The organism is Rhodopirellula sp. SH410, from assembly GCF_055811895.1.
The window spans coordinates 7,783,212-7,808,241 of the sequence record NZ_CM147949.1 but is presented as its reverse complement, the minus strand read 5'-3'; the positions used below and the strand labels follow the sequence as shown (position 1 = coordinate 7,808,241).

The 25,030-nt window shown below is 58.6% G+C and carries 23 protein-coding genes and 1 tRNA gene; 8 read left to right on the top strand and 16 right to left on the bottom strand.

What is annotated here, in order from left to right:
• The first annotated feature begins 131 nt into the window (after nt 1–131).
• Entirely contained in the window at nt 132–3,425 is a 3,294-nt protein-coding gene (locus SH410x_RS28685) for a PAS domain-containing protein (protein WP_473673093.1), read from the top strand.
• Here SH410x_RS28685 and SH410x_RS28680 read toward each other — a convergent pair.
• Together SH410x_RS28680 and ruvA are read right to left on the bottom strand one after the other, a co-directional pair.
• Nucleotides 3,388–4,302, bottom strand: a complete 915-nt coding sequence (locus tag SH410x_RS28680; protein WP_473673091.1) for a response regulator — start codon at nt 4,300–4,302, stop codon at nt 3,388–3,390. The two genes, SH410x_RS28685 and SH410x_RS28680, sit on opposite strands and share 38 nt — an antisense overlap.
• 141 nt (nt 4,303–4,443) lie before the next feature.
• Nucleotides 4,444–5,067 carry a Holliday junction branch migration protein RuvA gene (gene ruvA, locus SH410x_RS28675; RefSeq protein ID WP_473673089.1) on the bottom strand — a complete coding sequence of 208 codons (624 nt, stop codon included), beginning with the start codon at nt 5,065–5,067 and terminating at the stop codon, nt 4,444–4,446.
• Nucleotides 5,068–5,206: 139 nt separating this feature from the next.
• On the opposite strand from ruvA, the gene SH410x_RS28670 reads away from it, so the two are divergent.
• Nucleotides 5,207–6,196: a DUF58 domain-containing protein gene (locus SH410x_RS28670; RefSeq protein ID WP_473673087.1), complete on the top strand. Its 990-nt coding sequence runs from the start codon at nt 5,207–5,209 to the stop codon at nt 6,194–6,196.
• Nucleotides 6,193–8,268, top strand: coding sequence for a VWA domain-containing protein (locus SH410x_RS28665; RefSeq protein WP_473673084.1), 2,076 nt, complete (start codon nt 6,193–6,195; stop codon nt 8,266–8,268). The genes SH410x_RS28670 and SH410x_RS28665 overlap by 4 nt, the downstream gene beginning before the upstream one ends.
• Before the next feature lie 195 nt (nt 8,269–8,463).
• On the opposite strand, the gene SH410x_RS28660 is transcribed toward SH410x_RS28665, so the two are convergent.
• From SH410x_RS28660 to SH410x_RS28615, 10 genes are all read right to left on the bottom strand, one after another.
• Nucleotides 8,464–9,366: a sugar phosphate isomerase/epimerase family protein gene (locus SH410x_RS28660; protein WP_473673082.1), complete on the bottom strand. Its 903-nt coding sequence runs from the start codon at nt 9,364–9,366 to the stop codon at nt 8,464–8,466.
• A gap of 402 nt (nt 9,367–9,768) precedes the next feature.
• Complete coding sequence (locus tag SH410x_RS28655; protein WP_473673080.1) at nt 9,769–11,160, bottom strand: outer membrane protein assembly factor BamB family protein; 1,392 nt, start codon at nt 11,158–11,160, stop codon at nt 9,769–9,771.
• A 349-nt stretch (nt 11,161–11,509) separates the two neighbouring features.
• Nucleotides 11,510–11,593, bottom strand: a tRNA-Leu gene (locus tag SH410x_RS28650).
• A gap of 31 nt (nt 11,594–11,624) precedes the next feature.
• Complete coding sequence (rplI, locus tag SH410x_RS28645) at nt 11,625–12,170, bottom strand: 50S ribosomal protein L9 (protein WP_473673078.1); 546 nt, start codon at nt 12,168–12,170, stop codon at nt 11,625–11,627.
• A 96-nt stretch (nt 12,171–12,266) separates the two neighbouring features.
• Entirely contained in the window at nt 12,267–12,770 is a 504-nt protein-coding gene (gene ssb, locus SH410x_RS28640; protein WP_473673076.1) for a single-stranded DNA-binding protein, read from the bottom strand.
• An 81-nt stretch (nt 12,771–12,851) separates the two neighbouring features.
• Entirely contained in the window at nt 12,852–13,289 is a 438-nt protein-coding gene (gene rpsF / locus SH410x_RS28635) for a 30S ribosomal protein S6 (protein ID WP_473673074.1), read from the bottom strand.
• Between the two features lie 66 nt (nt 13,290–13,355).
• A complete protein-coding gene (gene pth / locus SH410x_RS28630) occupies nt 13,356–13,925 on the bottom strand; it encodes an aminoacyl-tRNA hydrolase (protein WP_473673073.1) in 570 nt (189 codons plus the stop codon).
• Nucleotides 13,922–14,551 (bottom strand): 50S ribosomal protein L25, encoded by a 630-nt coding sequence (locus SH410x_RS28625; protein WP_473673071.1) that lies wholly within the window; start codon nt 14,549–14,551, stop codon nt 13,922–13,924. Before SH410x_RS28625 ends, pth begins: the two co-directional genes overlap by 4 nt.
• A gap of 146 nt (nt 14,552–14,697) precedes the next feature.
• Complete coding sequence (locus tag SH410x_RS28620) at nt 14,698–15,042, bottom strand: rhodanese-like domain-containing protein (RefSeq protein WP_473673069.1); 345 nt, start codon at nt 15,040–15,042, stop codon at nt 14,698–14,700.
• A 41-nt stretch (nt 15,043–15,083) separates the two neighbouring features.
• The gene (locus SH410x_RS28615; RefSeq protein ID WP_473673067.1) at nt 15,084–15,923 is read right to left on the bottom strand and encodes a carbon-nitrogen hydrolase family protein; all 840 of its coding nucleotides are present in this window, start codon (nt 15,921–15,923) and stop codon (nt 15,084–15,086) included.
• A gap of 129 nt (nt 15,924–16,052) precedes the next feature.
• Between SH410x_RS28615 and sthA the strand changes: the two genes are divergently transcribed.
• Both sthA and SH410x_RS28605 read left to right on the top strand, forming a co-directional pair.
• On the top strand, nt 16,053–17,546 hold the full coding sequence (gene sthA, locus SH410x_RS28610; RefSeq protein ID WP_473673065.1) for a Si-specific NAD(P)(+) transhydrogenase: 1,494 nt from the start codon (nt 16,053–16,055) through the stop codon (nt 17,544–17,546).
• Between the two features lie 8 nt (nt 17,547–17,554).
• Nucleotides 17,555–17,830, top strand: a complete 276-nt coding sequence (locus SH410x_RS28605) for a DUF202 domain-containing protein (RefSeq protein WP_473673063.1) — start codon at nt 17,555–17,557, stop codon at nt 17,828–17,830.
• 64 nt (nt 17,831–17,894) lie between these two features.
• Here the strand turns inward: SH410x_RS28605 and SH410x_RS28600 are convergent, their stop codons facing one another.
• The 4 genes from SH410x_RS28600 to SH410x_RS28585 form a co-directional block, all read right to left on the bottom strand.
• Nucleotides 17,895–18,890: a sugar phosphate isomerase/epimerase family protein gene (locus SH410x_RS28600; protein ID WP_473673061.1), complete on the bottom strand. Its 996-nt coding sequence runs from the start codon at nt 18,888–18,890 to the stop codon at nt 17,895–17,897.
• 211 nt (nt 18,891–19,101) lie between these two features.
• Nucleotides 19,102–19,743 carry a hypothetical protein gene (locus SH410x_RS28595; RefSeq protein ID WP_473673059.1) on the bottom strand — a complete coding sequence of 214 codons (642 nt, stop codon included), beginning with the start codon at nt 19,741–19,743 and terminating at the stop codon, nt 19,102–19,104.
• A 2-nt stretch (nt 19,744–19,745) separates the two neighbouring features.
• On the bottom strand, nt 19,746–20,375 hold the full coding sequence (hisH, locus tag SH410x_RS28590; RefSeq protein WP_473673057.1) for an imidazole glycerol phosphate synthase subunit HisH: 630 nt from the start codon (nt 20,373–20,375) through the stop codon (nt 19,746–19,748).
• A gap of 126 nt (nt 20,376–20,501) precedes the next feature.
• Nucleotides 20,502–22,604 (bottom strand): RecQ family ATP-dependent DNA helicase, encoded by a 2,103-nt coding sequence (locus SH410x_RS28585; RefSeq protein ID WP_473673055.1) that lies wholly within the window; start codon nt 22,602–22,604, stop codon nt 20,502–20,504.
• Between the two features lie 151 nt (nt 22,605–22,755).
• On the opposite strand from SH410x_RS28585, the gene purM reads away from it, so the two are divergent.
• Genes purM through panB form a run of 3 tightly spaced genes read left to right on the top strand, consistent with a single transcriptional unit; the run spans nt 22,756 to nt 24,933 of the window.
• Nucleotides 22,756–23,826 (top strand): phosphoribosylformylglycinamidine cyclo-ligase, encoded by a 1,071-nt coding sequence (purM, locus tag SH410x_RS28580; RefSeq protein WP_473673053.1) that lies wholly within the window; start codon nt 22,756–22,758, stop codon nt 23,824–23,826.
• A 60-nt stretch (nt 23,827–23,886) separates the two neighbouring features.
• Nucleotides 23,887–24,117, top strand: a complete 231-nt coding sequence (locus SH410x_RS28575; RefSeq protein WP_473673051.1) for a hypothetical protein — start codon at nt 23,887–23,889, stop codon at nt 24,115–24,117.
• Between the two features lie 9 nt (nt 24,118–24,126).
• Nucleotides 24,127–24,933 (top strand): 3-methyl-2-oxobutanoate hydroxymethyltransferase, encoded by an 807-nt coding sequence (panB, locus tag SH410x_RS28570; protein WP_473673049.1) that lies wholly within the window; start codon nt 24,127–24,129, stop codon nt 24,931–24,933.
• Nucleotides 24,934–25,030 lie beyond the last annotated feature (97 nt).

The following is a 25,030-nucleotide window of genomic DNA, read 5'->3' as shown; positions in this document are numbered from 1 at the left end:
ACCTCTTCGCCCAGGATGCTAGTCTTGCTGAAAGCGAGTCGAACAATAGGCCGTCAGGGGATTGTTTTCTGTCTTTCTCCAAACCGTAGGATAGAATAAGGGTAGGTCAAACTCCACCTGAGCCGATATTCATGAACAAGTCCAAGCCAAGCGTGTCGCACAGTCTGCGTCAAAAAGCCGCCAGTTCGCGACAACGCCTGTACGAAAAGCGCGAATTATGCGTTGTTCGCAAGGATCGCGAGGGTCGCATCCTCTATGCCAACGAGATGTTTTGCGAATCGATCGGGATGAGTTTCGACGAAATTGCCGGCAAAACAGATTTCGAGCTCTATTCTTCCGAGATCGCCGAGGCCGGCTGGGTGCTCGAGCAACAGGTGATGAAGTGTGGCCAGCCCGATCATGTGATCGAGGCGTTTGTCAGCGACATCCGTGATCTCGATGCACAGGACAATGAACTGCTCAAGGGGGATGTCCAGGGGACGTGCTTCCTCGAAGTCATCCGTCTGCCGACGCTCGGCCCCGACGGCGATGTCCTCGGCGTCGAAGTGATCTGCTGGGACGTGACGGAGCAAAAACAAACCGAAGCGAAGTTGAAAAAAGCACGATTCCTGATGGATGCGTGGTTCGACAACATCCCCGATGCGGTCTATTTCAAAGATCGCCGAAGTCGATTTGTCCGCATCAGCCAGGCACACGCGAGCATGTTTGGACTATCCGATCCCAACGATGCCGTGGGCAAAACGGATGCTGACTTCTTTGGTGACGAGCACGCCAGCGATGCCCTCGAAGACGAGCGGAGGATTATCCGCACCGGCGAATCGATCGTCGGCAAAATCGAGCGTGAGACTCGCGACGGGGAACCCGACACTTGGTGCAGTACCACCAAAATTCCGTTGCGAAACGATCAAGGGGAAATCATTGGCACCTTTGGCATCTCACGCGATGTGACGGCCCAAGTGCGGGCCGAAACCGAGTTGGCTCGTGAACGCGATCTACTCAAAACCATCATGAATAACATCCCCGACATCATTTACGTCAAGGACCGCTACAGTCGGTTCTTGACCAGCAACCATGCCATGATGAGGTTGCTCGGGATAGACGATGTGTCCCAGGTCGTCGGCAAAAATGACTACGATTTCTCTCCGCCTGAGATGGCATGCAACTACGTCGCCGATGACCAAAATGTGATGCGTTCGGGGCAGCCGTTGGTTGATCAAGAAGAAACGATTCAACGTTCAGACGGTCGGCGGATTTGGTTGCTGACGACGAAGGTCCCGCTGTACGGTAACGACGGCAACGTGATGGGGATGGTCGGGATCAGCCGCGATATCACGGCGCGGAAGTTGGCCGCAGAAGAGCTGCTCGCGGCCAAGGAGCTCGCTGATGCAGCCAACCGCGCGAAGAGTGAGTTCCTGGCGAACATGAGCCACGAAATCCGCACGCCCATGAATGGCATTTTGGGGATGACCGAGCTGCTCGCTGGCACGGAAATGACGCCTGAGCAGCAGGAATTCTTGGCCTTGGTCCAGCAATCTGCCGACTCCCTGCTGCGATTGCTCAATGACATTCTCGATTTCTCAAAGATCGAAGCCGGTCGTCTCGAACTCGACAGTGCCCCGTTCAACCTGCGCGACTGCATCGGCAAAGCCATCAAACTGCTGACGCTCAAGGCCAACGAAAAGGGGCTGGAATTAGCAGGTCGAATTGACCCATCGATCCCCAACGAACTGATGGGGGATGCCGGGCGTCTCCGCCAGATCGTCGTTAATTTTGTCGGCAACGCGATCAAGTTCACCAGTAGCGGGGAGGTGGTCGTCGACGTCAATCCCGAATCACTCGAGGGCGACGAGGCGGTCCTGCACATCACCGTTCGAGACACCGGCATCGGTATCGCCAAAGAAAAACAGCAGAAGATTTTCGAAGCGTTCGCGCAAGCCGATGCGTCGACGACGCGGCGATTCGGGGGCACGGGGTTGGGCCTCACCATTTCGGCGAGGTTGATCCAGATGATGCAAGGCAGCGTGTGGGTGGAGAGTGAGCTCGGCGTCGGCACCACTTTTCACTTCTATGTCCACTTGGGCATCGCACCCGACCAAACACCCCGTCGCCCGGCGGCGTTCTCCAAGATTGCGGGCACGCGAGTCTTGGTCGTCGATGATAACGCGACAAACCGACGGATTTTACAAGAGCTATTGCAACTCTGGAATCTGAAACCCGTCATGGCCGAGGACGGTGAGGCCGCACTCCACACCATCTCGCAAGCCATGCGGGACGATGATCCGTTCGGGCTGATCCTATTGGATTATCACATGCCCTACCTCGATGGGATTGGGTTCGCACAACAACTCGCTGATCGACAAAATGAACTCGAGCACGGGCCGATCGTGATGCTGTCCTCCTCATTCGCAGGACTGAGTTCACCGCAGATGCGTGAACTCGGCATCAACCGATATCTGACCAAACCTGTGATCGCCTCAGAGCTGCGTGATGTGGTCTTGGACGTGATGGGCGTCGAGCATGAGAAAAAAGTAGTTGCGCCGTTGCGAAGTGCGCTGCCGAAAATTAGACCACGGAAGGTTTTGCTGGTCGAAGATGGATTGGTCAATCAACGCGTGGCACTTGGTTTTCTCCATAAGTGGGGGCACCAGGTGCAACTCGTTCTCAATGGTCGCGAAGCCGTCGATCTTCTTCAAAGCGAGGCGTTCGATGTGGTGTTGATGGACATCCAAATGCCCGAGATGAATGGGTACGAAGCCACCGAAATTATCCGGGAGCGAGAGGTGGGAACCGAACAACATCAGTTCATCGTTGCCATGACCGCAGAAGCCATGAAAGGTGACCGCGAAACCTGCCTCGCCGCAGGCATGGATGATTATGTCTCCAAACCATTTGATGCGGCCGACTTGCAGCGGGCCCTCGAACGGTCGCCCGCAGTGCTGCTCGATGGCACCGAAGCGTTCGAGACGGGCGAGAAAGCTGCTCCGAGTGAGGCCGAGGAATTCAACGCTTTCGCGGGACGGCACGAACACCAACAGGAGCAGGCCATGGACGTCCGGGCACCTCAATGCGAGCCGTCAACCTCCGCGTGGGAAGTCATCATGGGCAAAGCCTGTGGCGATGAGGACATGGCCAGCCAGTTAGCGATGGCGTTTTGCGACGAAGCGGAGCAGTTGTTGCCTGCGATGCGAGATCAGCTCAGTGCGGAAGACGCGACACTGTTGCAACGCAGTGCTCACACGCTCAAGGGAGCAGCTGGCTGTTTGGGGGCCGAGCAAGTCGCCGCGGCCGGACAACGACTCGAGCAACAAGCCAAGAGCGGTGATCTCCGTGATGCCGCGTCCATGCTCGATGAACTCGATCGCTGCACGCGGCATTATTTAGACGAGATCAATCACTCTCTAGCGACGCGTCCGCCTTCTTCTTAAACATGACAATCGCATTGCCATTGTCATGGTGACTGACTTTATCCATGAATGCATTGATCAGCAGCAGCCCTCGGCCGCCACATTCCCCAAGGTTGCTGAAGTCCGTCGGATCGGGAAGGCAGCTGACATCGAATCCAGGACCCTGATCGCGAATGGTAAACGTCACTTCCTCGCGATTGGCGTCCATCGCGATGGTGACGTTGCGGTCGCGAAAGGGGGCCTGCCGTTGTCGCTCGCGGACAAGTTCGCGAAACTGCTCGTCGGTGCCTTCATAACGCAGCTCGGTACTGATCTCCAAGTTGCCATGAATGATCGCATTGATCAACGCCTCGTCCAACGCCGTTGAAATCTGCATCTGCATCGTATCGTCGAGCAGACCTAATTCCGACAAGGGTTGTTCGAGCCGTGCAATCACATTGGGAACCTGAATATCGTCGTTGCCCAGGGATAACTCCAGGCGGATCGATGTCAGCAGTGTCGATTGCTGAGTCCGGTGGTCGGCGACGTCGACCATCGACATCATCCGTTCGATCGTGGGGACTAAATCCTCGTTGAGCGTTCGCTTGGGAACATAGCTCGACGCGCCCAAACGCAACGCCTTGGCCGCGATCTCCTCGCTACCCTTACCGGTTGTTAAGATAATCGGCAGGCCCGCGAATTCTTGCCTCAGGGCGGCAACGAGTTGCAAGCCATCCATCTCGGGCATCTGCAAGTCGGTCACGACGAGGTCCGGGCGACGCTGCCGGACTGCCTCGAGTGCCAACTGACCGTTGGCCGCCGTCATCACCTCGTATCCATGCTGCTGCAACAGGAGCTGCATGCCAGTCACCTGGGTCATGCTATCGTCGACAGCGAGGACAAGTGTGGGTTCAGTCATATTCGATTCTAGGCAGTTGACTTGGTCAGAAAACCGACATCGTCTAGCGGAGGCTCTGCACGAACAGAGTCCTTCTCAAAAAAATCGCTGGTACGAAGGATATTACTCTCGATTGTATCAGGTTCACTCGCGTTCGGAGGGCTACTTCGATTTCTGGTAGATCGCTGTCAACAACGACTCGGTGTCTTTGAACTTCTTGCCGCTCGCGACCGCTTCATCGATCAAATGCCTCGCGTCCGCTTCGCTGTGACCGAGCATCACGAGCGCCTCGTAGGTTTCCTCGACAACAGGGGAGGTTTCGGCAGCCCCGCCACTGAGCTCATCCCCGGTCACCATCAGGGCAAAACGGGGCATTTTGCGGCGTAGTTTGGCAATAATCCGTTCGCTTGTCGCCGGGCCAATCCCCGGCAGCGCCGACAGCGACTTGCTGTCCTGCTCCTCAATCAGCACCGCGAGTTCACGCACCGGACGCACCATCGCCCGCAACGCCTTTTTCGCCCCCACACCATCAACGCTACAGAACAGATCAAAAAACTGCCGTTCGGGCAGCGTCAAAAATCCGATCAATCGAGGCGTCAGTCGGCCTCCCGCTGTATTGCCTTCAATGTAATTAAGTGTGTGCAGGCGGATCTGTTCGTTGATTTTCGGCTGCAGTTGCCGACGCGTGAAATCGCCGACGAACACCTCGTAGTCAAACGGGCCGGCCTGGATCGTGATGCTCGTTTCGTCAACGTGGCTGAGCGTCCCTGCGATTGCGCTAATCAAATCGATTTCCTTGGTGAGATTTTCCTGAGGACGCCGGCCCAGACGACAGGCTCCGCGTCGCTTGGGCCGGTACGGCGATGGTCTTGGTCACAAGGAATCTAGTGGATCGGAATCCGGCTCGCCAGCCAGTGCCGCCGCGATGTGGATTTCGGCTATCCTAGGGAACATGTCTGATACCACTGATCTCACTACCGATCCGCCATCGGCGGCAACGCCTGGGGCCCATAGCGCTCAGGCCGGTCCGCTGCTATCTCCGGCACTGCTGCACCGACTCGAAAGGCTTGAGTTGGTCTCGCGGAAAATTTTTCGAGGGCGAATGAAGGGTGAGCGGATCAGCCGGCGGAAGGGTCAGAGCGTTGAGTTCGCCGATTTTCGCAACTATGTGCCCGGCGACGATTTGCGACTGATTGATTGGAATCTGTACGCGCGATTGGACCAGTTATTCCTGAAGCTATTCCAGGAAGAGGAAGATCTGCATTTCTACGCGCTCATCGACACCAGTGCATCGATGAACTTCGGCACGCCCAACAAGTTACGGGTGGCCAAGCAGCTCGCCGCCGCACTCGGGTATATCGGTCTGTGCCGCGGTGATCGCGTATGTGTGCAGGCGTTGGGGAATGCCGGCAAGTCCGCACCCGTCATCCGCTCACGTGGTGGTTTGTGGAAAATGCTGCAATACCTCGATGGCCTCGTGCCTGCACCGAGTCACGATCCGTCGGCCAACACGTCGCTGCACGAGGGGGTCAAGGACTTCGTGCTCCGTGGCGTGTCGACGGGGGTCGTCGTGCTGATTACGGATCTGATGGACAAGTCCGGTTACGAATCGGCGCTGCGGATGCTCATCGGTCGCCAGATGGACGTGTTTGTTTTGCAAGTGCTCTCGCAAGAGGAACTCGATCCACCGCTGCGGGGCGATCGTCGTCTGATCGATGTCGAAGACGGTGACGCCGCAGAGATTACCGTCAATCAGTATGTGATCGACCAGTACCATGAAACCCTCAATGCGTTCCTGCACGACGCGCGGCAATATTGCGCTCAGCGGTCGATCATGCATGTCTTGGTGCCGACCGACACGCCCGTCGAAACGGTCATGACGAAGTACCTTCGCTCTCGGGGAGTCGTCCGATGACTGCAATGGTTCCGCTACTCGCCGCACTGAGTTGGATCCCAGCCCTGACGGGCACGTGGCCCTGGGCGGTGCTCGCGGCAGTTCCGATCGGCATCATCCTGATGTACTTTCTAAAACTGCGACGGGAACCCGTCGAGGTGCCGAGTACCTATTTATGGTCTCGGACGATTGAAGATTTGCACGTCAATAGTTTGTTGCAACGGCTCCGCAACAGCATCCTGTTGCTGCTGCAGTTGCTGGCCGTGCTGTTGGCGACGGCCGCGTTGCTTCGACCTGGGGTTCGCGGTCAAACCAGTTCGCTCGGCCGGATCGTGTTCTTGCTCGATACCTCGGCGAGCATGCAGGCCCCGGCGGCGGATGCTGACGGTGAGCGATCGCAAACGCGGTTTGAGCAAGCTCGCGCACGCATCGGAGAGCGGATCGAGTCGATGCAGGATCATGAGTCAGCGATGCTGATCACGTTCAGCGACCGCGCCGAAGTCATGCAGGCGTTCACGTCCGATCGTGGCCGTCTGCGGGAAGCCCTTGATCGCTGCCAGGTGACCAATCGTCCAACGGACATTCTCGCAGCACTCCGCGCCGCCGATGGGCTGGCCAATCCGCGGCGGATTTCGGCGACAGATGATCCTGACAGCGAATCGGTCGCCGAGGCAATGCCCGCCGAACTGCAGCTCTTCAGCGACGGTAATTTTCCAGCGGCGATCGATTTTGATCTCGGGAATCTGCAACCTGTCTACCATGCGATCGGATCGGAGCAGAGTAAAAACCTTGCCATCACCTCCTTTTCGGCCACGCGAAACCTGCAAAATCCCGCCCAAATCGAAGCGTTCGCGACGGTCGTCAATGCAGGGGGTGAGCCCGTGTCCACTGAGGCGTCCTTGTATCTCGAGGGCCGACTCGTCGACGCGACGGGAGTGTCCATCGCCCCGGGTGAACAGAGCGGCATGTCGTTCACCGTCGAAGCAGCGGACGCCGTCCGTTTGCGTTTCACCCTCGACGTCGACGATGACCTGTCGATCGATAATACCGCCTACGCCGCCCTGACTCCCTCCGGCCTGGTCTCTGTGCTCGTTGTCACGGAGGGAAATCGTCCACTGGAACTGGGGCTGACCACTGAGAAAGCGAAGCGGATTGCTGCGTGTGAGTTCGTCGCCCCGGATTACTTAAAGACCGACGCGTACGTCCAACGCGCCGCCGCAGGTAGCGATGACTTGATGATTTTCGATCGTTGCGGGCCGCCGAAACTGCCCGCGACCAATACCTTCACGATCGGCGAGCTGCCTAGCGAAGATTGGAAGTGGACGACTCCGAAGGATAGTTTGACGTTGATCGACATTGATCGTACGCATCCGATCTTGCGGTACCTCGAGATGTATTCGCTACTCGTCTTTTCAGGTCGCGGTGTCCAAGGCCCTGAAGGCACCTCCACGCTGGTGGAATCAGACCTCGGCACGGTCATGGCCGTCGCGCCGCGCGGCGGCTATCGTGATCTCGTGTTGGGGTTCGCGTTGGTCGACGAAGATGCCGATGGCATTACCCAAGCGAACACCAACTGGTATGCCGAGCGTTCGTGGCCGGTTTTCCTGCTCAACGTGCTGCGGTATCTCGCCGGTGCCGCCGCCTCGTCAGCAGCCCCTTCGTACCAGCCCGGTGAAACGGTTCCGGTACGACTCGAGAGCGTGATCCACCACGTCGACCTAGTACGGACGGATGAAGATGATCGCGACGCAACGCTTGAGGAACTCGCGATCGGTGAAGGTGGCAACATCGAAATTGTGCAGACGAATCAGCCGGGTAATTATCAACTCGTCAGCACGGAGGCGGTAGCCGCTGCCCGTGGAGGGAGTGACGGTCATCCCGCTTCCAAGGTCGTTGATCGTTTCGCGATCAATCTGTTCGATCTGCAAGAGAGCAGTATTGCAACCAAGCCAGATGTCGAGCTTGGTTTTCAAAAAGTGTCCGCAGCCAGCGCGGGCATCGAATCCCGCCATGAGTATTGGCGGTTACTTCTAATGCTCGTGCTCGCCGTGCTGCTGGGCGAATGGTGGCTGTACAGCCGGCGGGTGAGCTGACTGCAGCCTGCCGATCGGTAGCTCAAACACGTCGGGCTACGAATAGAATTAACAGTACCAACAAAATCGTTCCTAGTATTCCACCACCAATATACATTTCATTCTCTCCGCTAAGGCCAAATTGATTCCGCATTCAACAACAACGCGGATACAAAGGAATCCTTAACGCAAACGATGTGCCAACGCGATTGGCAACTAACCGAGTGCTCGACGTAACTCGCTGTGGACCTGGGGGATATTCGCGTAGGGTCGTTCGTCTTCGTATTCGAGAATCACGAACCCCTGGTAGCCGGCGTCTTTCAGGATGTTGCCAATCCTTGGTAAGTCGGCGGGATAAACCTTCCCAAGGGGTGTCTTCATGCTGGCTTTGACTTGCACGTTGACCGCGTAGGGCGCACAGGCGGTGAGATCGGCATACGGATCCTCACTGTGGAAATTGCCGGTGTCGAGATTGATACCAATCCATGGGCTGTCCACTTGCCGCATGATTTCAAGCATGTTGGTGGCTGTTAAATTCCCGTGGTTCTCCACGCCAATGAAGATACCCTTGGTCGCTGCATGCGCGGCGCATTCGCCGAGTGCCTCGATGGCCTCGTCGAGTCGGGCGGTGTCTTGGTTGAGATCCTTCGCGGTGCCCGCGAAGAAACGAACATGCGGTGCACCGAGGATCGCGGCGCGATCGATCCATTGCTTGGCCGCCGCAACTTCGTCATCGAGTCGCTGGCCTTTGCCAACCGTAAAATTATTTCCGATTGCCGTACCCGAAATCTCCAGACCACGTATGAAGGCTGCGTGTCGCAACGATAACAGGTACGCGTGATCGCATTCAGGTGGAAAGAAGTAGCTGGTCAGTTCCGCGGCTGCGAAATTTTGAGCGACGCAGTAGTCGAGGAAATCGAACATATCGATCTCAGTGTCGCCCGCCGCAATGGCCTGACGTTTGCCTCGCGAGTATCCAAAGTATGCTCGCAGCGAGTAGGCGGCCAATCCGATGTTCAGCCTCGGCGGACCGCTCCGTTCGATCGGCCCGCGAGCGAACGCTGACGGACCAGTGACCGAGGCGGCGGCGAGTCCAGCTAGAAAATCACGACGTTGCATGAGTGTACCTTGTGCGGAAGCTGATGGGGTTTCTCAAAACGGGCTGCCGATGGAGTGAGACGAGTCGCGTGAGCGACTGGGGTGGGCGGTGTTGGCCCGATGCCTTACGGGGATCGGTTCATTCAACCGACAGCGATGTTACCCGCTGCCTCACAGCACGCGGCTCATGGAATCGACAGCCTGAACAGGATAATCGAGAGCGACCGCAGTGTCATGCATTTACTCGCATCAGTCGTCCGCTTTGCGGGAGTCCTTGATTACGAAACGGGCCTTCAATCTCGCCACTTTCACTCGCCACTTTCACTCGTCCGACGATTGACGTACCGATCACCGTCATCGGCGTGGTCATCGGCGTGGTCATCGGCGTCGGCGCGGTCGCCCTTCGGCGAGATCAACAGCCTGTTAGGGGTGGGCGGGGAGTTCGAGGCATAACAGGGTGTCGTCGCCGCGGACGAGAAAGCAATCGCTGGCGATGATGGGGGCGGCCCAGCAGGGGTATGTGATTGCCGGGCGGTTCTCCGCATCCGTATCGAGCGGCCAGACTGCGATCTCCTCAAATCGCTGGGGTGTGCAGCGCAGCAGGTGCAGCTCCCCTCTTTCTTCGAGCACCAACAGCAGATTGCCGGCCCGCGATGCGGTACTGCGACGACGTTCAAGAGATGTCCATTGCACCTTTCCGGTTGAAAACTCAACGCAGCGAAAGTCGCTATCCGGTGCGTTCCGGCCGCTGCATGCGTACAGAAAGCCATCCTCCAAAATGGGCGTCGAGAGGTGTGAGCGTAAACTCTGCTTACGACGATTGCCCGGTTCGTCGTGCCAGAGGACTTCAAACCCGGCCTCGCCCCCGTTGAGGGTGATTTCCACAAGGGTCGCACCGACCTCGTAGCACTCGCTGATCAAGACTCGATTGCCATCGACAACCGGCACCATCGCATTAACACTCTCAACAAGGTTTGAGCGAAAGGGGAACTGGCCAATGCATTTGCCATGCTGCGGATCGATCACATGCAAACCCTGTCGGGCAAACATTAACACATACTCACGACCATCGATGCGAATCGGGCGTGGGCTGCTGTAGCTGGCCAGGTCATCGCCACACTTCCAAAGCTCCTCGCCGGTGTGTCGGTCGAACGCCACCACGAGCGAGCCGTCCGGCGAAACACGTTCCAGTCGCCCAGGGGCAATTCTTTGGTCCGCTTCGGGACTGCCGCCGACCATCACCATCACGGCATCACCGAGCACGAGCGGCGACGAGCCGGCACCGAAGAAATTTTGGACGACATGGTACCGCTCGTTCGTTTCGACACGCCACTGGGTTTTTCCATCGCGAGTACTTCGCGAGGTCAATCCGCCCGCGACACCGAACGTAAAAATCTGCTCGCCGGCAATCGTGGGGCTACACCGGGGCCCCGTTTCGTAGCCGTACAGATCTCGATAGGACAGCGGGTTTGACTCTGACCACAGCAGCTCGCCCGATTGCAGGTCGATCTTGCGAAGACGCTCTTGCCCGTCGATCGCATCGAAGTGAAAGTAGGCACCCTGGTCAATCACGCCCAGTCCATAGCCATCGCCTACGGAAAGGCTCCAGCGACAGGCAGTCGGCTGTTGCCACGGCCAATCCGCAGCGTTCCCCAGCTCCGCGGCACCGCTGAAATCGCTGTTGAGGAACCTTGGCCAATTCAGGGCCGCTCGCTCGCCAGGTGGCTCGGCGATCGCCGCCGCCGGGATGCTGAGCAGGCCGAGCAGTAACAACGTGCAGGAAGTCACACGGAGGTCAGAAAGAATCAGGAGCATCGAGAGTGAGCCTCAGGACTTGCGAATGGCGGCGTGGAGAAAAGTCAACGTGGTCTCCCGTAGCCATGACATGGCGACGACTGGTGATTCCCAGAGCACGCTCCCATCATAATCCATGCCAGCCCACTCCAACATGCGAAGGTCGCCTTCGGACGCCATCGCCCGCAAGAAGTCTTACCTGAGATTTCGATGCACCGGAGGACCGCATCGTCGACGCTGGCCCCGGCCGTGTGCCGTCGTCGCTCCGGGTGGTGGGTTGACATGCCCTGAGGGGTGGTGCGGGATGCTCCGGCCAACCAAAAAAAAAGGACTCACGGCGAATTGCCGTAAGTCCTTTTTTGCTAATCAATAGGGCCGACAGGAATCGAACCTGCACTCCAGTAAAGGAACTGGATCCTAAATCCAGCGCGTCTGCCAGTTCCGCCACGGCCCCGCGAGAAGCGGTCAGCTAGTCGCTAGCTGCTCTATTCGGCACCGAGTTCGCCGGATTCGGATGCAACCGTCGGCACGACCCAAACCTTCAGGCTGGCTTGCACTTCGCTGTGCAGGTGGACCTTGACGGTGTACAGGCCGAGTTCCTTGAGCGGGCCATCGAGCCGGATTTGATCTTGGGCCAAGTGAACGCCAGCGGCCTTGAGCGAGTCGACAATTTCGTGAGGTCCGACACTGCCGTAGAGGTGACCTTCGTCGTTGGCATTGGCTTCGATGGTGATCGATTGCTTGGCCAACTCGTCGGCTTGCTCCTGATAGCTCTGGAGCTTTTGGATTTCGATTTCGCGAAGTTTTTCCCGGTGCTTTTCGACCATTCGCTTGTGGTGGTCGGTGGCGATGGTGGCGAGGCCTTGCGGCAGCAGAAAATTCATCGCAAAGCCGGATTTGACTTCGACCAAATCACCCTGCTTGCCGAGGTGTTCGACGTTGTGGATCAACAGCAGTTGAATCCCGCCGTTTTCCCCTTTGGGCAAACGTTTGAAGTGGCTGTTGGACCGACGAGTGGCAGCTTTGGACATGGCGAATGGCTAAAAAACGGGGTGACTGCGAATGGGTTGGGTAATTGAGATTGTGTACTGATAACAGAGGGTCAGGCCCTTTCCGGGCGGACACCTTTAAAATGGTATTTCAGGTTCATCGTAACCGGGACCGTTGCCGGTTGGTTGGGCGTCGCGGGGTTGTTGAGCCGGCGACGCCGGGGGCGGAGCCGAGTCATTATTGGCGTTGACGTAACGTTGGGGGGCGGCCGTCGATTCATGAACCGAACCACCATGACTGCCACCGCTATCGCTACGACCGCCGATCATCTGCATCCGCTCGCCGATCACTTTGACCTTCGAACGCTTTTGGCCGTCTTTTTCCCAAGTGTCGTGCTTAAGTCGACCCTCGATGAAAATAGGACTCCCTTTGGACAGGTATTCGCTCGCGACTTCCGCAGTGCGTCCGTAGAGCGTGATATCGAAAAAATTGACATCCTCGACCCACTGCCCGTCACTGTTCTTGCGTTTGTCGTTGACCGCCAGGCCAAATTCGGAGACCGCCACGCCACTGGGCAAATAGCGCAGCTCGATGTCACGGGTTAAATTACCCATCAACATTACACGGTTATAACTTGCCATGGCTGAAATCTCCTCAGGTCATCTCACATCGTAAACTGGATCAACTCGCTGTTGTCGAGAGCACCCAGCAGCGAGTCAGGTTCAGGCGTCTGCGACAGCGGGCTCGTCGGCGCTCTCGCCCACTTCGCTAGCGCCGTCGGCGTCGCCGGGTTCGGCCGCTTCGTCACCTTGGGGACCATTGAAGTGTTCGCCACGTGCGTTGGCGAGGATTGGCTCGACCAGTCGTGGATCGAGTCGAATGGTCAATTCACGAACGACCGACTCATTGAGGGTGAGCGAACGAGCCAATTTCGGCAAGTTCGGGCCATCCATGCTGAAGTAAATTAGGTAGTAGGTGCCTTTTTGATGCTTGTCGATTGGATAGGCGAGCTTTTGCTCCATCCACATCCGGCTGACAAGCACTTCGCCACCGGCTTCGGCAACGAGCTCCTCTAGCTGCTTGCTCACTCCGCCCGGATCACGGGCGTAGTGATTGCTATCGAGGATAAACAATGTTTCGTAGGTTTTGACGTTAGCCACGGGTCAGATCGCGGGGAAATCGGAAGAGTTGTGGAAGTAAAGAACGGGGTTGGAAGGGGGAAAACGTTACGCTGTGTTGGAGTTGAACCGGCTCATCGCTTCGCCGATCCCCTCGGAAACCCAGCACGAAATCGCATCACACGATCGCATGACGGCGAGTTCGATCTCAGGTTTTTCCTCTTCGCTAAAGTTACCAAGAACATAATCAGTGACTTGCCATTTGGCAGGCGGTCGATCGACTCCGATCCGCAACCGAGGGAACTGTTCTGTCCCCAGGTGGGTGATCGTGTCGGCGAGACCTTTTTGGCCTCCCGCTGAACCGCCACGGCGGACGCGAATTCGTCCACTGGCCAAATTCAAATCGTCACAAATTAAGATCAAGTCCTCGGGGTTAAGTTTATAAAAATCGAACGCCTTGCGGACACTCTGACCGCTCGCGTTCATATAAGTATGCGGGCACAACACCAACGTCTTCTCGGAGCCGATGCGGATTTCGCAAATTTCGCCATCGAATTTTTTACTGGGGGCAACCCCGCCATGTTCGCGACACAATTGCGCGGCGACCATGAATCCGATATTATGGCGTGTTTGCTCGTACTTGCGACCGGGGTTCCCCAGTCCCACAACCAATTTCACGCCTCTTCGTCTTCTCCGCCACCACCCTTGCTGATGACTTCAGGTTCACTGCCGAGAGCACTTCCTGCGTCCTCGGTCTCTGCTTCGGCACGCGGAGCTTCGATGTGTGCGATCACCGTTTCGGGATCCGTCACCAATTCGACGCCATCGGGCAGTTGCAGATCGGCGGCAGTGGCTTGGTCACCAAGATGCAGTTCGTTCACGTCCAGCACGAGGCTCTCAGGGATCGCTCCCGCCGAGCAACGCACGTCGACTTCACGAAGATTTTCCAGGAAGATACCGCCTTCACGGGTTCCTGCTGCCTCGCCGTGCGTCTCGATTGAGACGGTGACATCGACTTTTTCTTGCAGATTAACGCGGATCAGGTCGAGGTGCAGCACTTCGATACCCAATGGGTCCCACTGCATGTCGCTGACCAAGGCAGTTTCATTGACATCGCCGGTCAGGGTTACGGTCTTGGTGTGATGCCGGAGCAGACCCTTCACTTGCACGGCCGAAATGGACAGGTGCTCGTTCGCTTCCCCGTGCCCATATAGGACGGCAGGGACGTTTCCTTCTCGTCGCAGGCGAGTCGTCGCTGCGGTACCGGTAGAGTCTCTTTTGGTGGCTTGAATGACGTCCGTCATGGCGGGAACCGGTCTGACAAAAATGGTAGGTGAGTTGTGGATTTTTTAGAAGCACGGCAGTATGGCGATTTTACGCTCAGCCGCAAGCCCAAACTCGGGCACGGGCGTCAAGCCCCGTCAGTTTGTCCGAATCGAGGGGTCTCTATTCAGTATCTTGGGACCGCCGTGTCGACCTCAATCGACCACTGGTCAATCCCACCGGCGAGGTTCTGGGTACGCGAAAATCCCGCTTGCCGGAGTGCTTGGACGACTTGCATGCTTCGTCCCCCATGATGGCACTGCACAACGATGTGGTCATCGCGGTGGGGCAGCAGTTCACCGAAACGGGTCTGCAATTCGCTCATCGGCAGCAGCCGCGAGCCGTCGATCCGCGCCGTTTCGTATTCCGCCGGTTCACGCACGTCGAGCAAGACGAAGTCGTCGTTCGCTTTCCGCATGAGATCGAGCTGGGCGACGGAAATTTCAATCGGGAGTTGCTCAGAATCGGTCATTCGTTGTTCTCAAAAAATTAGAGGGTGCCTCGCGGGCTGCTTCAGAGATCGCGGAGGGGGGTGGTGATCGCATCGTAGAATTCGGGGCAACGATCGGCAAACCGATCGATGACATGTTTTCCTGGCGTTCGCTCAATGCGTTTGTTGCGGGCTGCCTGTAGGTCGACGTCTGCGAGTAAGACCGTGGACTCGTCTGCGACGGCGCGGGCGAACTCGACGCCGTCGGGACCACAGATCGAGCTGAGGCCGCAGAAGTCAAAGCCTCGTTCGGAACCGATGCGATTCGCCGCGACGAAAAATAAGTGATTTTCCATGCTCCGGGCCGGCGGGACGATCTCGGCGGTTCGTGACGCGGCGACGGGCCAGTTCGTGCCCAGTGCGATGATGTCGGCGCCATCGAGTCCGAGCACACGCATTGGCTCGGGAAACGAACTGTCGTAGCAAATCCCCATCCCCACGCGTGCTCCGCTGCCGTGCAGGGTGTACCCTTGGTAGGGAATCTCGCCACGATCGACATACCGATCCACGCCGAGATGCGGCAGATGGATTTTGTGGTATCGCCCCACGATGCCGCTGCCGTCGATCAGCAGGGCGGCGTTGAATAACTGCTCCCCGACAGCCAGTAGCGTGCCCACCGTCAGGGCCACCCCACTCCGCTGGGACGCTGCGATGATTTTCCCGATCTCGGGGCCATCCTCGTGCACTGCGACCGCGCTGGCTTCGGATCGACTCTCGAATGCGTATCCGGTTAACATGCACTCGGGGAAAACGGCCAATTCGACCTGTTGGCGTCCCAACCGTTCAAGCATGTCGGTCACGGTCTTCAAATTCGCCTCAACTGCGGCAAATTGGACATCGGTCTGGACGCAGGCTAGCAACATCGTAAAACCTGGGGGTTGGCGGAATTCAAGAATCACCCTCTCTCGCTGCTGATTCAACCAGAATCACCCGGCTAGGGACACATCCCGTATTTCATAATTTCAAGACTTCCGAAAACAGAAAGTTCGAAATTGAGCTCGACCAGCACCCCGATCGGCGCCGCAGAAACCTCCGCGAGTGAAACCTCCCGTGCGTCCGCATTCCCTGAGCCGGTAGCGCAACCGATGCCGCACGCCGAGCGGGCGCAATACGATTATGACCTGTTCGTAATCGGTACGGGCCCCGGCGGCGAGGGGGCGGCAATGCAAGTCGCCAAGGGTGGCTGGCGGGTGGGGGTCGCCGAGCGATACCGTCAGATCGGTGGCGGCTGCACCCACTGGGGGACGATCCCTAGCAAAGCGCTCCGCTATGCCGTCACCAGCACCATGAAAGCGCTCTCCAACCCAGTGATGCGGGAGCTCGGATTCACTGTCTCACCGACGATGGAACAACTCCGCCGGGGGACCCAAGCGATCATTGGTCGTCAGGTCACGATGCGGCAATCGTTCTATGACCGTAACAACGTGCCCATCCATCGGGGCCAAGCCCGTTTTCTCGATGAGCACACCGTTTCGGTCGACAATGGGGAGCCGATCACCGCCGCACATTTTGTGATCTCAACGGGATCGCGACCCTACCGCCCCTCCGATGTCGATTTCACGCACCGTCATATCTTCGACAGTGACACGATTCTCGACATGAAAGATAAGCCGAGCACGATCACGGTGTATGGCGCCGGTGTGGTCGGCACGGAGTACGCATCGATGTTTCGCAACCTCGGCATTAAAGTCAACCTGGTCAACACCCGCGAGAAATTGCTCGAGTTTCTCGACGACGAGATCATTGACGCCCTGTCGTATCATCTGCGAGACCAAGGCGTGATCATTCGGCACAATGAGACAATGGATCGCATCGAAGGACGCGATGACGGCGTGGTCCTGCACCTCAAGAGCGGCAAGGTGCTGAAATCCGACGTGTTACTCTGGGCCAATGGGCGGCAGGGCAACACGGAAGATCTGGGGTTGCAGCATCTGCCGATCGAAGCGGATCGACGTGGACAAATTCAGGTCGACGAACAGTTCCAAACCTGCCTGCCCCATGTTTACGCCGTCGGCGACGTGATCGGTGTCCCTTCTTTGGCCAGCGCCGCCTACACGCAAGGCCGTGCCGCGGGCATGCACATGCTCGGGCAAACAAGTGGCAATCTGCGTTTGAACGACATTCCCGCTGGGATCTATACCAGCCCCGAGATCAGCTCCGTTGGCAGCACCGAGAAGGAATTGACCGAGCAGTGCGTGCCCTATGAAGTGGGGCACTCGCAGTTTCGTTCGCTCGCCCGCGCTCAAATCACCGGTGAAACCGTTGGTATGCTTAAACTGCTCTTCCACCGCGAGACGAAACGGGTCCTGGGCGTGCACTGCTTCGGTGCCAATGCATCCGAAATTATTCACATCGGTCAAGCGATCATGAACCAACCCGATGAACACAACACCGTCGAGTACTTTATCGAGACGACGTTCAATTACCCCACCATGGCCGAGGCCTACCGCGTCGCGGCGCTCAATGGCATCAATCGATTGTTTTGAATTCTCGCATGCCTTCGTCCGAACCTCCGCCGATCATTCCTGACCGCCGCAACGAACTGGCCCTGATCCGGACGGATCTCGCTAATGAGCGAACGCTGCTCTCGTACGCGCGAACGTCTTTGATGATCGCCGGCACGGGCGCCACCGTGATCAAGTTTTTCGGCGACATGCACGACAAACTGGCCCTCGGCATCGTGTTGTTGGTCACCGGGGCAGTGCTGTTCGTCGTCGGCGTCACACGCTTCGTCAAGCAGCAGGGGCGGATCCGCGGTGACGAGGGTTGAGAGGGGCTTGAGCGTTTTGTCGGCGGCCGGGAGAACGACTGCCGTCGCATCGCGACGGTCGCGGTCACACGCTCTGTATCGCGGCGTCAATAACCGCACGTGATTTCACATAGCCTTCCCGGGCCACTTCCTCGGCGGGGCGTTTCCAGTAGCCGGGGTTGAATAGTTCGAGCGAGAAGGTGCCGGTGAAGCCATTGCCCAGCAACATCGCGATGGTCGGCACCAGCGGACAGACACCGTCGCCAGGAAAGACGCGGTCTTTGTCACTGATCGTGGCACGAGGCGGATCGCTGGGGTAATCATTGATGTGAAACAAAGGCATCCGCGAGGCTTCGATCATACCGAGCGACGCCATGTCGCTGCCGCCTTTGTAGATGTGATAGAAATCCGGCAGTACAGCGGCACGGTCATGCGCCGTGGCCGTCGCGACATAGGCGAGCTCCTCCAGACGACTGAGCGTCGGCGAAAATCCCCATAACTCGAGCAGTGGCGTCACACCCACCTCTTCCCCTACCTCCAGCAACGCGCGATACCGTTCGGCGACCACCTTTAACTCAATTGGCCCCCCTGCGGCAAGCGCCTCGGCCGTGTGGGCACCAATCGGTGGGGCGGCCATGCGGACACCGCCGAGACGGCGGACCATTTCCATGTCTCGCCGGGCTTCGTCGAGTCCCGCAGCACGCTGGCGGTCGTCATTGACGATCCATTTGGCGAACCCGATCGCCCCTGCGAGCCCGAGCCCCGCGTCGTCGAGTTGGCGGCGCAGTTCTGCAAGCGTTCCGCCACCTTCGACGTAGCTCCGCAAGTCGCCGATCCACGGCTCAATCGCATCGTAGCCAGCATCGGACGTGACGCGTATCTGCTCCGGCAGCGAGAGCTTTTGGCCGCGGATGGTACTGGTGTTGAGCGATAGTTGGGGCGTGGTGGGCCCGGCCTGTCCAGGCGTTTGGGAAGGCATTTCAGATCGTTCACTTGCCTGCGACGAGGGTGCCGTGCTACTGAGTAAACCCGTTCCGGCAGCAGCGGCGAGAAAATGGCGGCGGGGGGTGATGGGTGACATGGTGGGTCCAGAATGAAGGGGACGTCGCGACGGAACCGAGATATTCTACTCCAACCTGTCAACGCGATCAGCTCACCAGCTGGGCGAGATGGTCGCTCGGCTCTCGCGTCGGAAAGCCGCGGCAGCTCATTCAACGGATCTGAACATACTGGCCGCACGCTCGGCGTTCAGAATGGTCGGCCGCAGAGCATTGGATCACCAATGCAGGCCGTCATTTCCCGCTCGTTGCCGATTTGATTTTGATTCGATACGACCACACGACCGTCCGTACCTCGTCGATGCGAGTCGGCTGCAGACTCAGACGCCCTTCGCGGTCGTCTGAGTTGGGCTCGGTCAAGGTACCAGTGATCATGTCGACGTCCCACTCCGATGGATCGCCGGTGGGAAGCCGATAGGTGCTACCAAGCCACGCCAGCGGCGTTTCGTGTTGGCCCGGGAGGGTGCCCGGACTTGCGACGTCGGCAGCGCTGAGCGGCTTGGCAAGTCGGGCCGCCCAATCGAATCGGATGACGGGCTCGCCATCGACGCCATCAGCGCCATCATCGAGCTGCACGCTGACACTGAAATGAGTCGTGCCGCTACAGCCGACGCCCAAGATGGTGGGGCGACCCTCAATGATTTCTGTCGAGAGTTGCGAGATCGCGGCCGCGGTCGGCCAATCGTCTTCAGGGGAGCCTTCGATGCTGATCAGCCGCCGGTCATCAGCGGCCTGGATCACATGCGTGAAACGATCGGTCTGCCACGAGAAAACGACGCCGAGCCCACCCTCGTCGCTGCTGAGTCGGTGATCGGCGGGCGTGGTCATGCGGGCAGTATTCGCTGGATCGACGGCGGTATCAAGGTGGGCATTCATGGTCAGCTCGCGGTTGGATTGGAAATCAGGTTGCCGTGGGCGAAGCGTTCGATCAATTGCAATCCTGCCTGTTGACTCTTTTCCGGGTGGAACTGGGTCGCGAACAGGTTGCCGCGCCGAATCGCTGCGCAGAACGGGCCGCCGTAATCGCATGTCAACGCGACAACGTCCGGATCGGCCGGCCGCACGTAATAGGAGTGGACGAAATAAAAGTGCGTTTGAGCCGGGATGCCAAGATCCGCGCCAGCGGGACCTATCTCGACGGTGTTCCAGCCCATGTGCGGTACTTTGTAGGTTGGTGGCAGCGAGAACTTGGCGACATCGCCGGCGATCACGCCCAGCCCCTCGTGGGTGCCATGCTCGAAGCCTTGCTCAAAGAGCATCTGCAGGCCCAAGCAGATACCGAGAAAGGGACGGTCCGCTGCCAAAAAATCTTTGATCGGAGATTCCAGATCGCGACTGCGGATTTCCGCGATGGCGTCACCAAAAGCGCCCACGCCGGGCAGGATCAATCGTTCTGCCGCCGCGATTTCGCCCGGGTCGCTGCTGATCCTCGCGGGCACGCCAGCCCGCTCGACCGCCTTCTGGACGCTCCGCAGGTTTCCCATTTGATAGTCGACGATGGTAATCATGTGGTTGATTTCGTTTTTCGTGTGGGTTCAGTAGCTCGGGACCATTGTCCCGAGCGAGCAGGCGATTTTCAGGACGGAATGATTTTCAGGACGGGGCAATCTTCAGGACGGGACAATGGTCCCATCCTACGGGGGGCTGTCGCGATTCGTGCATGCGGCGAGCACGCGTTGAAACGGGACATCGGTACAGACACCATAACCGGGATCCCGGGCCACCCGAAACCGGCGAAAGTGTGGAGTACTGAGCCCGCACAGAAATTTCGCTTGATCGAGCGGTTCTGAAAAGAGGTCGGGATACCGGTCCCGCGCAGTTTGCAGCGACATCATCGCCGAACGTCCGATCGTCACGCGCGGGGCACCGAGGGCACCGGTCGGAGCAGCATCGTGCTCGATCCCGGGCGATTTCGGCGACACGCCCGACGCGTTGCTCAAACACACGCTGCAGCGGCCACAGGGACGCTTGCGACGGTGCCCGAAATGTTCGGCCAGGCCGATCGCGAGGCAGTCCGAACGCTGCAAAAAGTGCATCATGTCCTCCACTCGCTCGATATTTTTTTCGAATTGTTCGAATGCGTGTCGCCCTAGCGCATCGATGACCGATCGGCGGCGTTTGATCGGTTTTACCCATTCGTACCCGTGCATGGAGTCAGCCGCGTCGACATTCCACAATCCTGCGATGGCGGTTTGCTCGATCGCGGCAATCAAATGCTCACGATCGATCTGATACTGTTCCGCCGCGACGATCAAATTCACGCGGAAGCCGCGACGTCCTTTTGCCAGCGATGCCAACACCGCCTGCACGGCGTCGCGATGTTCGGGGGCACATTGGTTGGTGATCACTTCGCTGGTGAACTTGGGGGTGATGCGGTAGGTGTCATACCGCATCGGCAGGCAGCGTAGGTACCCGAGTGTTTGCAGTCGAATCAGGGTCGTGGCCAGGGCGGGCGTGGAGAGATTGATTTCCCAACCGAGTTTGCCGAGCGAAAGATAGAATCGTTCGCGTTGCCCGATCAGCCGGTCGAGTAAACCTTTCAGTGACGTGGCGCTCGGTAAATCTCCCGCCGCCAGGTTCCCCAGTGCGACTTCGTCGCCGCCGACCAACAGCGTTTCGCACTGGCACGGTTTCCCATCGCGGCCACCGCGGCCGATCTCTTGGCTGTAGGCTGCAACCGACTGGGACGGGTTATAGTGAATCACCCGGCGGATGTCGGCTTTGTCGACGCCCATCCCAAATGCGATCGTGCCGATCAGAATCGCGTTGGACGATTGAACAAAGGAGCGTTGCACGTCGTCGCGTTGGGCACTGGACAGTCCCGCGTGATAGACCAGTGGTTCCAGACCCGCCTCGCGAAGCGTTTCACCGAGTTGATCGGCGGTATTGCGGCGAGTGGTGTAGATCAACGTGGGGCCGCGGCGACGCGAACGGCCCGCTTTGAGCCGGTCGATCAACACCGCATCCCGCTCACCACTGCTGGCGGGCGTGCAGATCAGACGTAGGTTGCTGCGGTGGGGCGACATTCGAATCGTGTGCTTGGCCTCAATCGTGAACGCTTTGCGGATGTCACGCACCACCGCGGTGGTGGCGGTGGCGGTCAGGGCGAGCGTTTGACCAATCTGGTAGCGATCGACAAGCTCGGCGATGCGTAAGTAGTCGGGCCGAAAATGGTGCCCCCACTGACTCATGCAATGGGCCTCGTCAACGGCGAGCAAGGAAATGGGCAGCGCTCCGAGTTGGGCCGCGAAACGTTCGTTGAAAAACCGCTCGGGCGCCAGGTAGAGCAGTTTGGCCTGCCGGGCGTGCAGTTTCTGCCACGCCGAGGCGAACTCCGCCGACGAAATCGTCTGGTCGATTCGCAGGGCCACGATCCCCTTCCGGGCCAGCGAATCGCACTGGTCTTTCATTAGCGAGACCAGCGGCGAGACCACCACGGTCAAACCCGGCAATATTTGGCTGGGTAATTGGAAACACAGGCTCTTGCCGTGCCCGGTCGGCAACACGGCGAGCGCGTTCTGCCCACGCAGGACGGCGTCGATCACTTTCCGCTGGGCGGGGAGCAGCTTGCTGTGTCCAAACCGGTTCAGCAGCAATTCATCGGCGATTTGCCATCGCGAGCGAGTCTCCGCCTCGTCGCCACCCGTGTTCTGCTGCTCGCCGGTATTCACGCCCCGCATGATAGTCGCCTCTCGCCATGGACACACGGGGTCGCCATGGACACATGGGGTCGCCATGGACACATGGGGTCGCCATGGACACATGGGGGCGTCATGATAGGCCGGGTCGTCATGATCGAGTCGTGCCGATAAGTTCTCAGGGCCCGCGAGAATCGAGCCCTTTCGTCCATTCTCTCCCCCTCTCCCGACTCCCCTTCTGCCTTTCCTCATGGCTGCGACCTACAAAGACGCTGGCGTCGATCTCGACGTGTATGCGGAATCGATGAGCCGATTGCCTCGGTTGATGCATCGCACATTCAGTCCTCGTGTGCTGCCGAGTGATGGCGGGTTCGCGGGGCTGTTTCGACTCGATTTTGACGGCAAACTGTTTGCGAGAAATTACGAGGAGCCCGTCCTCGTCAGCGGTACCGACGGCGTCGGCACGAAGCTCGTCGTCGCCCAGTCGCTCGATCGGCATGATACCGTGGGCATTGATCTGGTCGCGATGTGCGTCAATGATTTGATCTGCACGGGCGCCGAGCCGTTGTTCTTTCTCGACTACGTCGCGATGGGACGCGACGACCCCGCCCGGTTGGAGCGGATTGTTTCCGGGATCAGTGATGGCTGCGTGGCCGGTGACATGTCGCTGTTGGGCGGCGAGACTGCGATCATGCCGGATATGTACGGCACCAACGACTACGATTTAGCAGGATTTGCCGTCGGTGTTGTCGAACGCAAACGATTGATCGATGGGCATTTAATCGCTCCCGGTGACGTGGTGCTGGGGTTGGCGGGATCGGGACTGCACAGCAACGGTTTTTCGCTAGTGCGAAAGGTCATCGCCGACTGCGGTGCGGGTTGGGATGACTGCCCGGACGAGTTCGGGGGCGATTCACTCGGCGATGTTTGTTTGCAGCCAACACGAATTTACACCTCTGCCATTCGCGCGATCCAGTCGCATTATCGGGTCAAACAGGTGCTGCATGGCATCGCCCACATCACCGGCGGCGGACTCGAAGAAAACGTTGATCGGATTTTGCCCCAGGGTGTCGACGCCGTCATCGATCCGACGTCCTGGACGCCCCACCCTATTTTCACCTGGGTGCAAAAGCACGGTAGCGTGGCCTCCTCGGAAATGCGACGCGTATTCAATATGGGAATCGGGATGGCAATCATCGTCAATGAGTTTTATGCTGGCAGTATCACGGGACAGATGCAATCACTCGGCATCGATTGCCACCGCATCGGTTCGATCACACCGGGCACTGGTCAGGTTCGCTATACTGACGTAAAAGTCTGAGCATCCCGTTTCGACTTCGTTACTTTTAAACCCCTTCTATTTCGAGAGAGAAAACTCAACATGGTCCGCGCCTTTTCTGCCACCCTCTTAAGCGTTCTTCCAGCCACCTTACTGTTCGCTCACGAGGGGCACGGTCATTCTCAGCCGGGCCAAGGCAATTCTCTGCTGCACTATATCACCGAGCCACAGCATGCCTGGGTGTATGCCGCCGTGGTGGTCGTCGCCGCTGCTGCAGTGCTGTATCGCTGGTCCCAGCGAAGCGTTGCCGCCCACGCCGACGACCTGTCCTAAGCGACCGCAATGCCTGCTGAGCAAGAATCCCCCAAACGTGTCACGACTCGCTCGCTGCAGACCATGCGGCAGCGAGGTGAAGCGATCACGATGCTGACCGCTTACGATTTTCCAACGGCGAGATTGCTCGATGAAGCAGGCATTGACGTTTTGTTGGTGGGCGATTCGCTAGCGATGGTCGTCCAGGGCCACGAAACGACCCTGCCGGTGACGATGGATCAGATGATTTATCACGCCGAGATGGTGGGCCGTGCCGCCCGCCGCGCCATGGTGGTCGTGGATCTACCCTTTCCCGAAGGGCAGATCGAGATCACCCGAAGCATCGAGGCTAGCGCCCGCGTGCTCAAAGAGACCCGCTGCCATGCGGTGAAGCTCGAAGGCGGTGCGGAACAAGCAGGGCGAATCGAAGCAATTGTCACGGCCGGCGTGCCGGTCATGGCACACGTCGGCCTCCGCCCCCAGAACATTCACGTCGATGGTGGCTATCGCTTGCAACGTGATACTGAAAAGTTGGTTGCCGATGCGAAAGCGGCCGAATCCGCTGGCGCGTTTACAGTCTTGATTGAGTGCGTGCCGGCCGCCGTGGCCGCCGCGATCACCGCCGCTGTCTCGGTGCCCACGATCGGAATCGGCGCCGGACGCAGCGTGTCCGGGCAAGTCCTCGTGACCCACGATATCGTCGGATTGACCTCGGGCTACACCCCCAAATTCACCCGCCAGTTTGCGGACCTCGGCGCGGCACTGCGTGGTGCGGCGACCGGGTATCGGGATCAGGTCCGGCAGGGCGAATTTCCCAGCGACGCGGAAAGTTTCTAGGTCGCAAAAATCGTGCTCCGAACGCTCCGCCGGTTTTCCCAGCCGCTGGACGCTTCGCACGAGGCGATCATGGGAAATTCGATCGCGCAATCGAACT

What these genes read in the sequence shown, in the direction of transcription:
- SH410x_RS28625 (WP_473673071.1), bottom strand. Translation starts at nt 14,551, where the DNA reads ATGACGGACGTCATTCAAGCCACCAAAAGAGACTCTACCGGTACCGCA.
- purM (WP_473673053.1), top strand. Translation starts at nt 22,756, where the DNA reads ATGGCTGCGACCTACAAAGACGCTGGCGTCGATCTCGACGTGTATGCG.
- SH410x_RS28605 (WP_473673063.1), top strand. Translation starts at nt 17,555, where the DNA reads ATGCCTTCGTCCGAACCTCCGCCGATCATTCCTGACCGCCGCAACGAA.
- SH410x_RS28620 (WP_473673069.1), bottom strand. Translation starts at nt 15,042, where the DNA reads ATGACCGATTCTGAGCAACTCCCGATTGAAATTTCCGTCGCCCAGCTC.
- panB (WP_473673049.1), top strand. Translation starts at nt 24,127, where the DNA reads ATGCCTGCTGAGCAAGAATCCCCCAAACGTGTCACGACTCGCTCGCTG.
- hisH (WP_473673057.1), bottom strand. Translation starts at nt 20,375, where the DNA reads ATGATTACCATCGTCGACTATCAAATGGGAAACCTGCGGAGCGTCCAG.
- SH410x_RS28680 (WP_473673091.1), bottom strand. Translation starts at nt 4,302, where the DNA reads ATGACTGAACCCACACTTGTCCTCGCTGTCGACGATAGCATGACCCAG.
- SH410x_RS28585 (WP_473673055.1), bottom strand. Translation starts at nt 22,604, where the DNA reads ATGGCGACCCCATGTGTCCATGGCGACCCCGTGTGTCCATGGCGAGAG.
- SH410x_RS28685 (WP_473673093.1), top strand. Translation starts at nt 132, where the DNA reads ATGAACAAGTCCAAGCCAAGCGTGTCGCACAGTCTGCGTCAAAAAGCC.
- SH410x_RS28600 (WP_473673061.1), bottom strand. Translation starts at nt 18,890, where the DNA reads ATGTCACCCATCACCCCCCGCCGCCATTTTCTCGCCGCTGCTGCCGGA.
- SH410x_RS28665 (WP_473673084.1), top strand. Translation starts at nt 6,193, where the DNA reads ATGACTGCAATGGTTCCGCTACTCGCCGCACTGAGTTGGATCCCAGCC.
- SH410x_RS28655 (WP_473673080.1), bottom strand. Translation starts at nt 11,160, where the DNA reads ATGCTCCTGATTCTTTCTGACCTCCGTGTGACTTCCTGCACGTTGTTA.
- ssb (WP_473673076.1), bottom strand. Translation starts at nt 12,770, where the DNA reads ATGGCAAGTTATAACCGTGTAATGTTGATGGGTAATTTAACCCGTGAC.
- SH410x_RS28575 (WP_473673051.1), top strand. Translation starts at nt 23,887, where the DNA reads ATGGTCCGCGCCTTTTCTGCCACCCTCTTAAGCGTTCTTCCAGCCACC.
- SH410x_RS28595 (WP_473673059.1), bottom strand. Translation starts at nt 19,743, where the DNA reads ATGAATGCCCACCTTGATACCGCCGTCGATCCAGCGAATACTGCCCGC.
- SH410x_RS28670 (WP_473673087.1), top strand. Translation starts at nt 5,207, where the DNA reads ATGTGGATTTCGGCTATCCTAGGGAACATGTCTGATACCACTGATCTC.
- SH410x_RS28615 (WP_473673067.1), bottom strand. Translation starts at nt 15,923, where the DNA reads ATGTTGCTAGCCTGCGTCCAGACCGATGTCCAATTTGCCGCAGTTGAG.
- SH410x_RS28660 (WP_473673082.1), bottom strand. Translation starts at nt 9,366, where the DNA reads ATGCAACGTCGTGATTTTCTAGCTGGACTCGCCGCCGCCTCGGTCACT.
- rplI (WP_473673078.1), bottom strand. Translation starts at nt 12,170, where the DNA reads ATGTCCAAAGCTGCCACTCGTCGGTCCAACAGCCACTTCAAACGTTTG.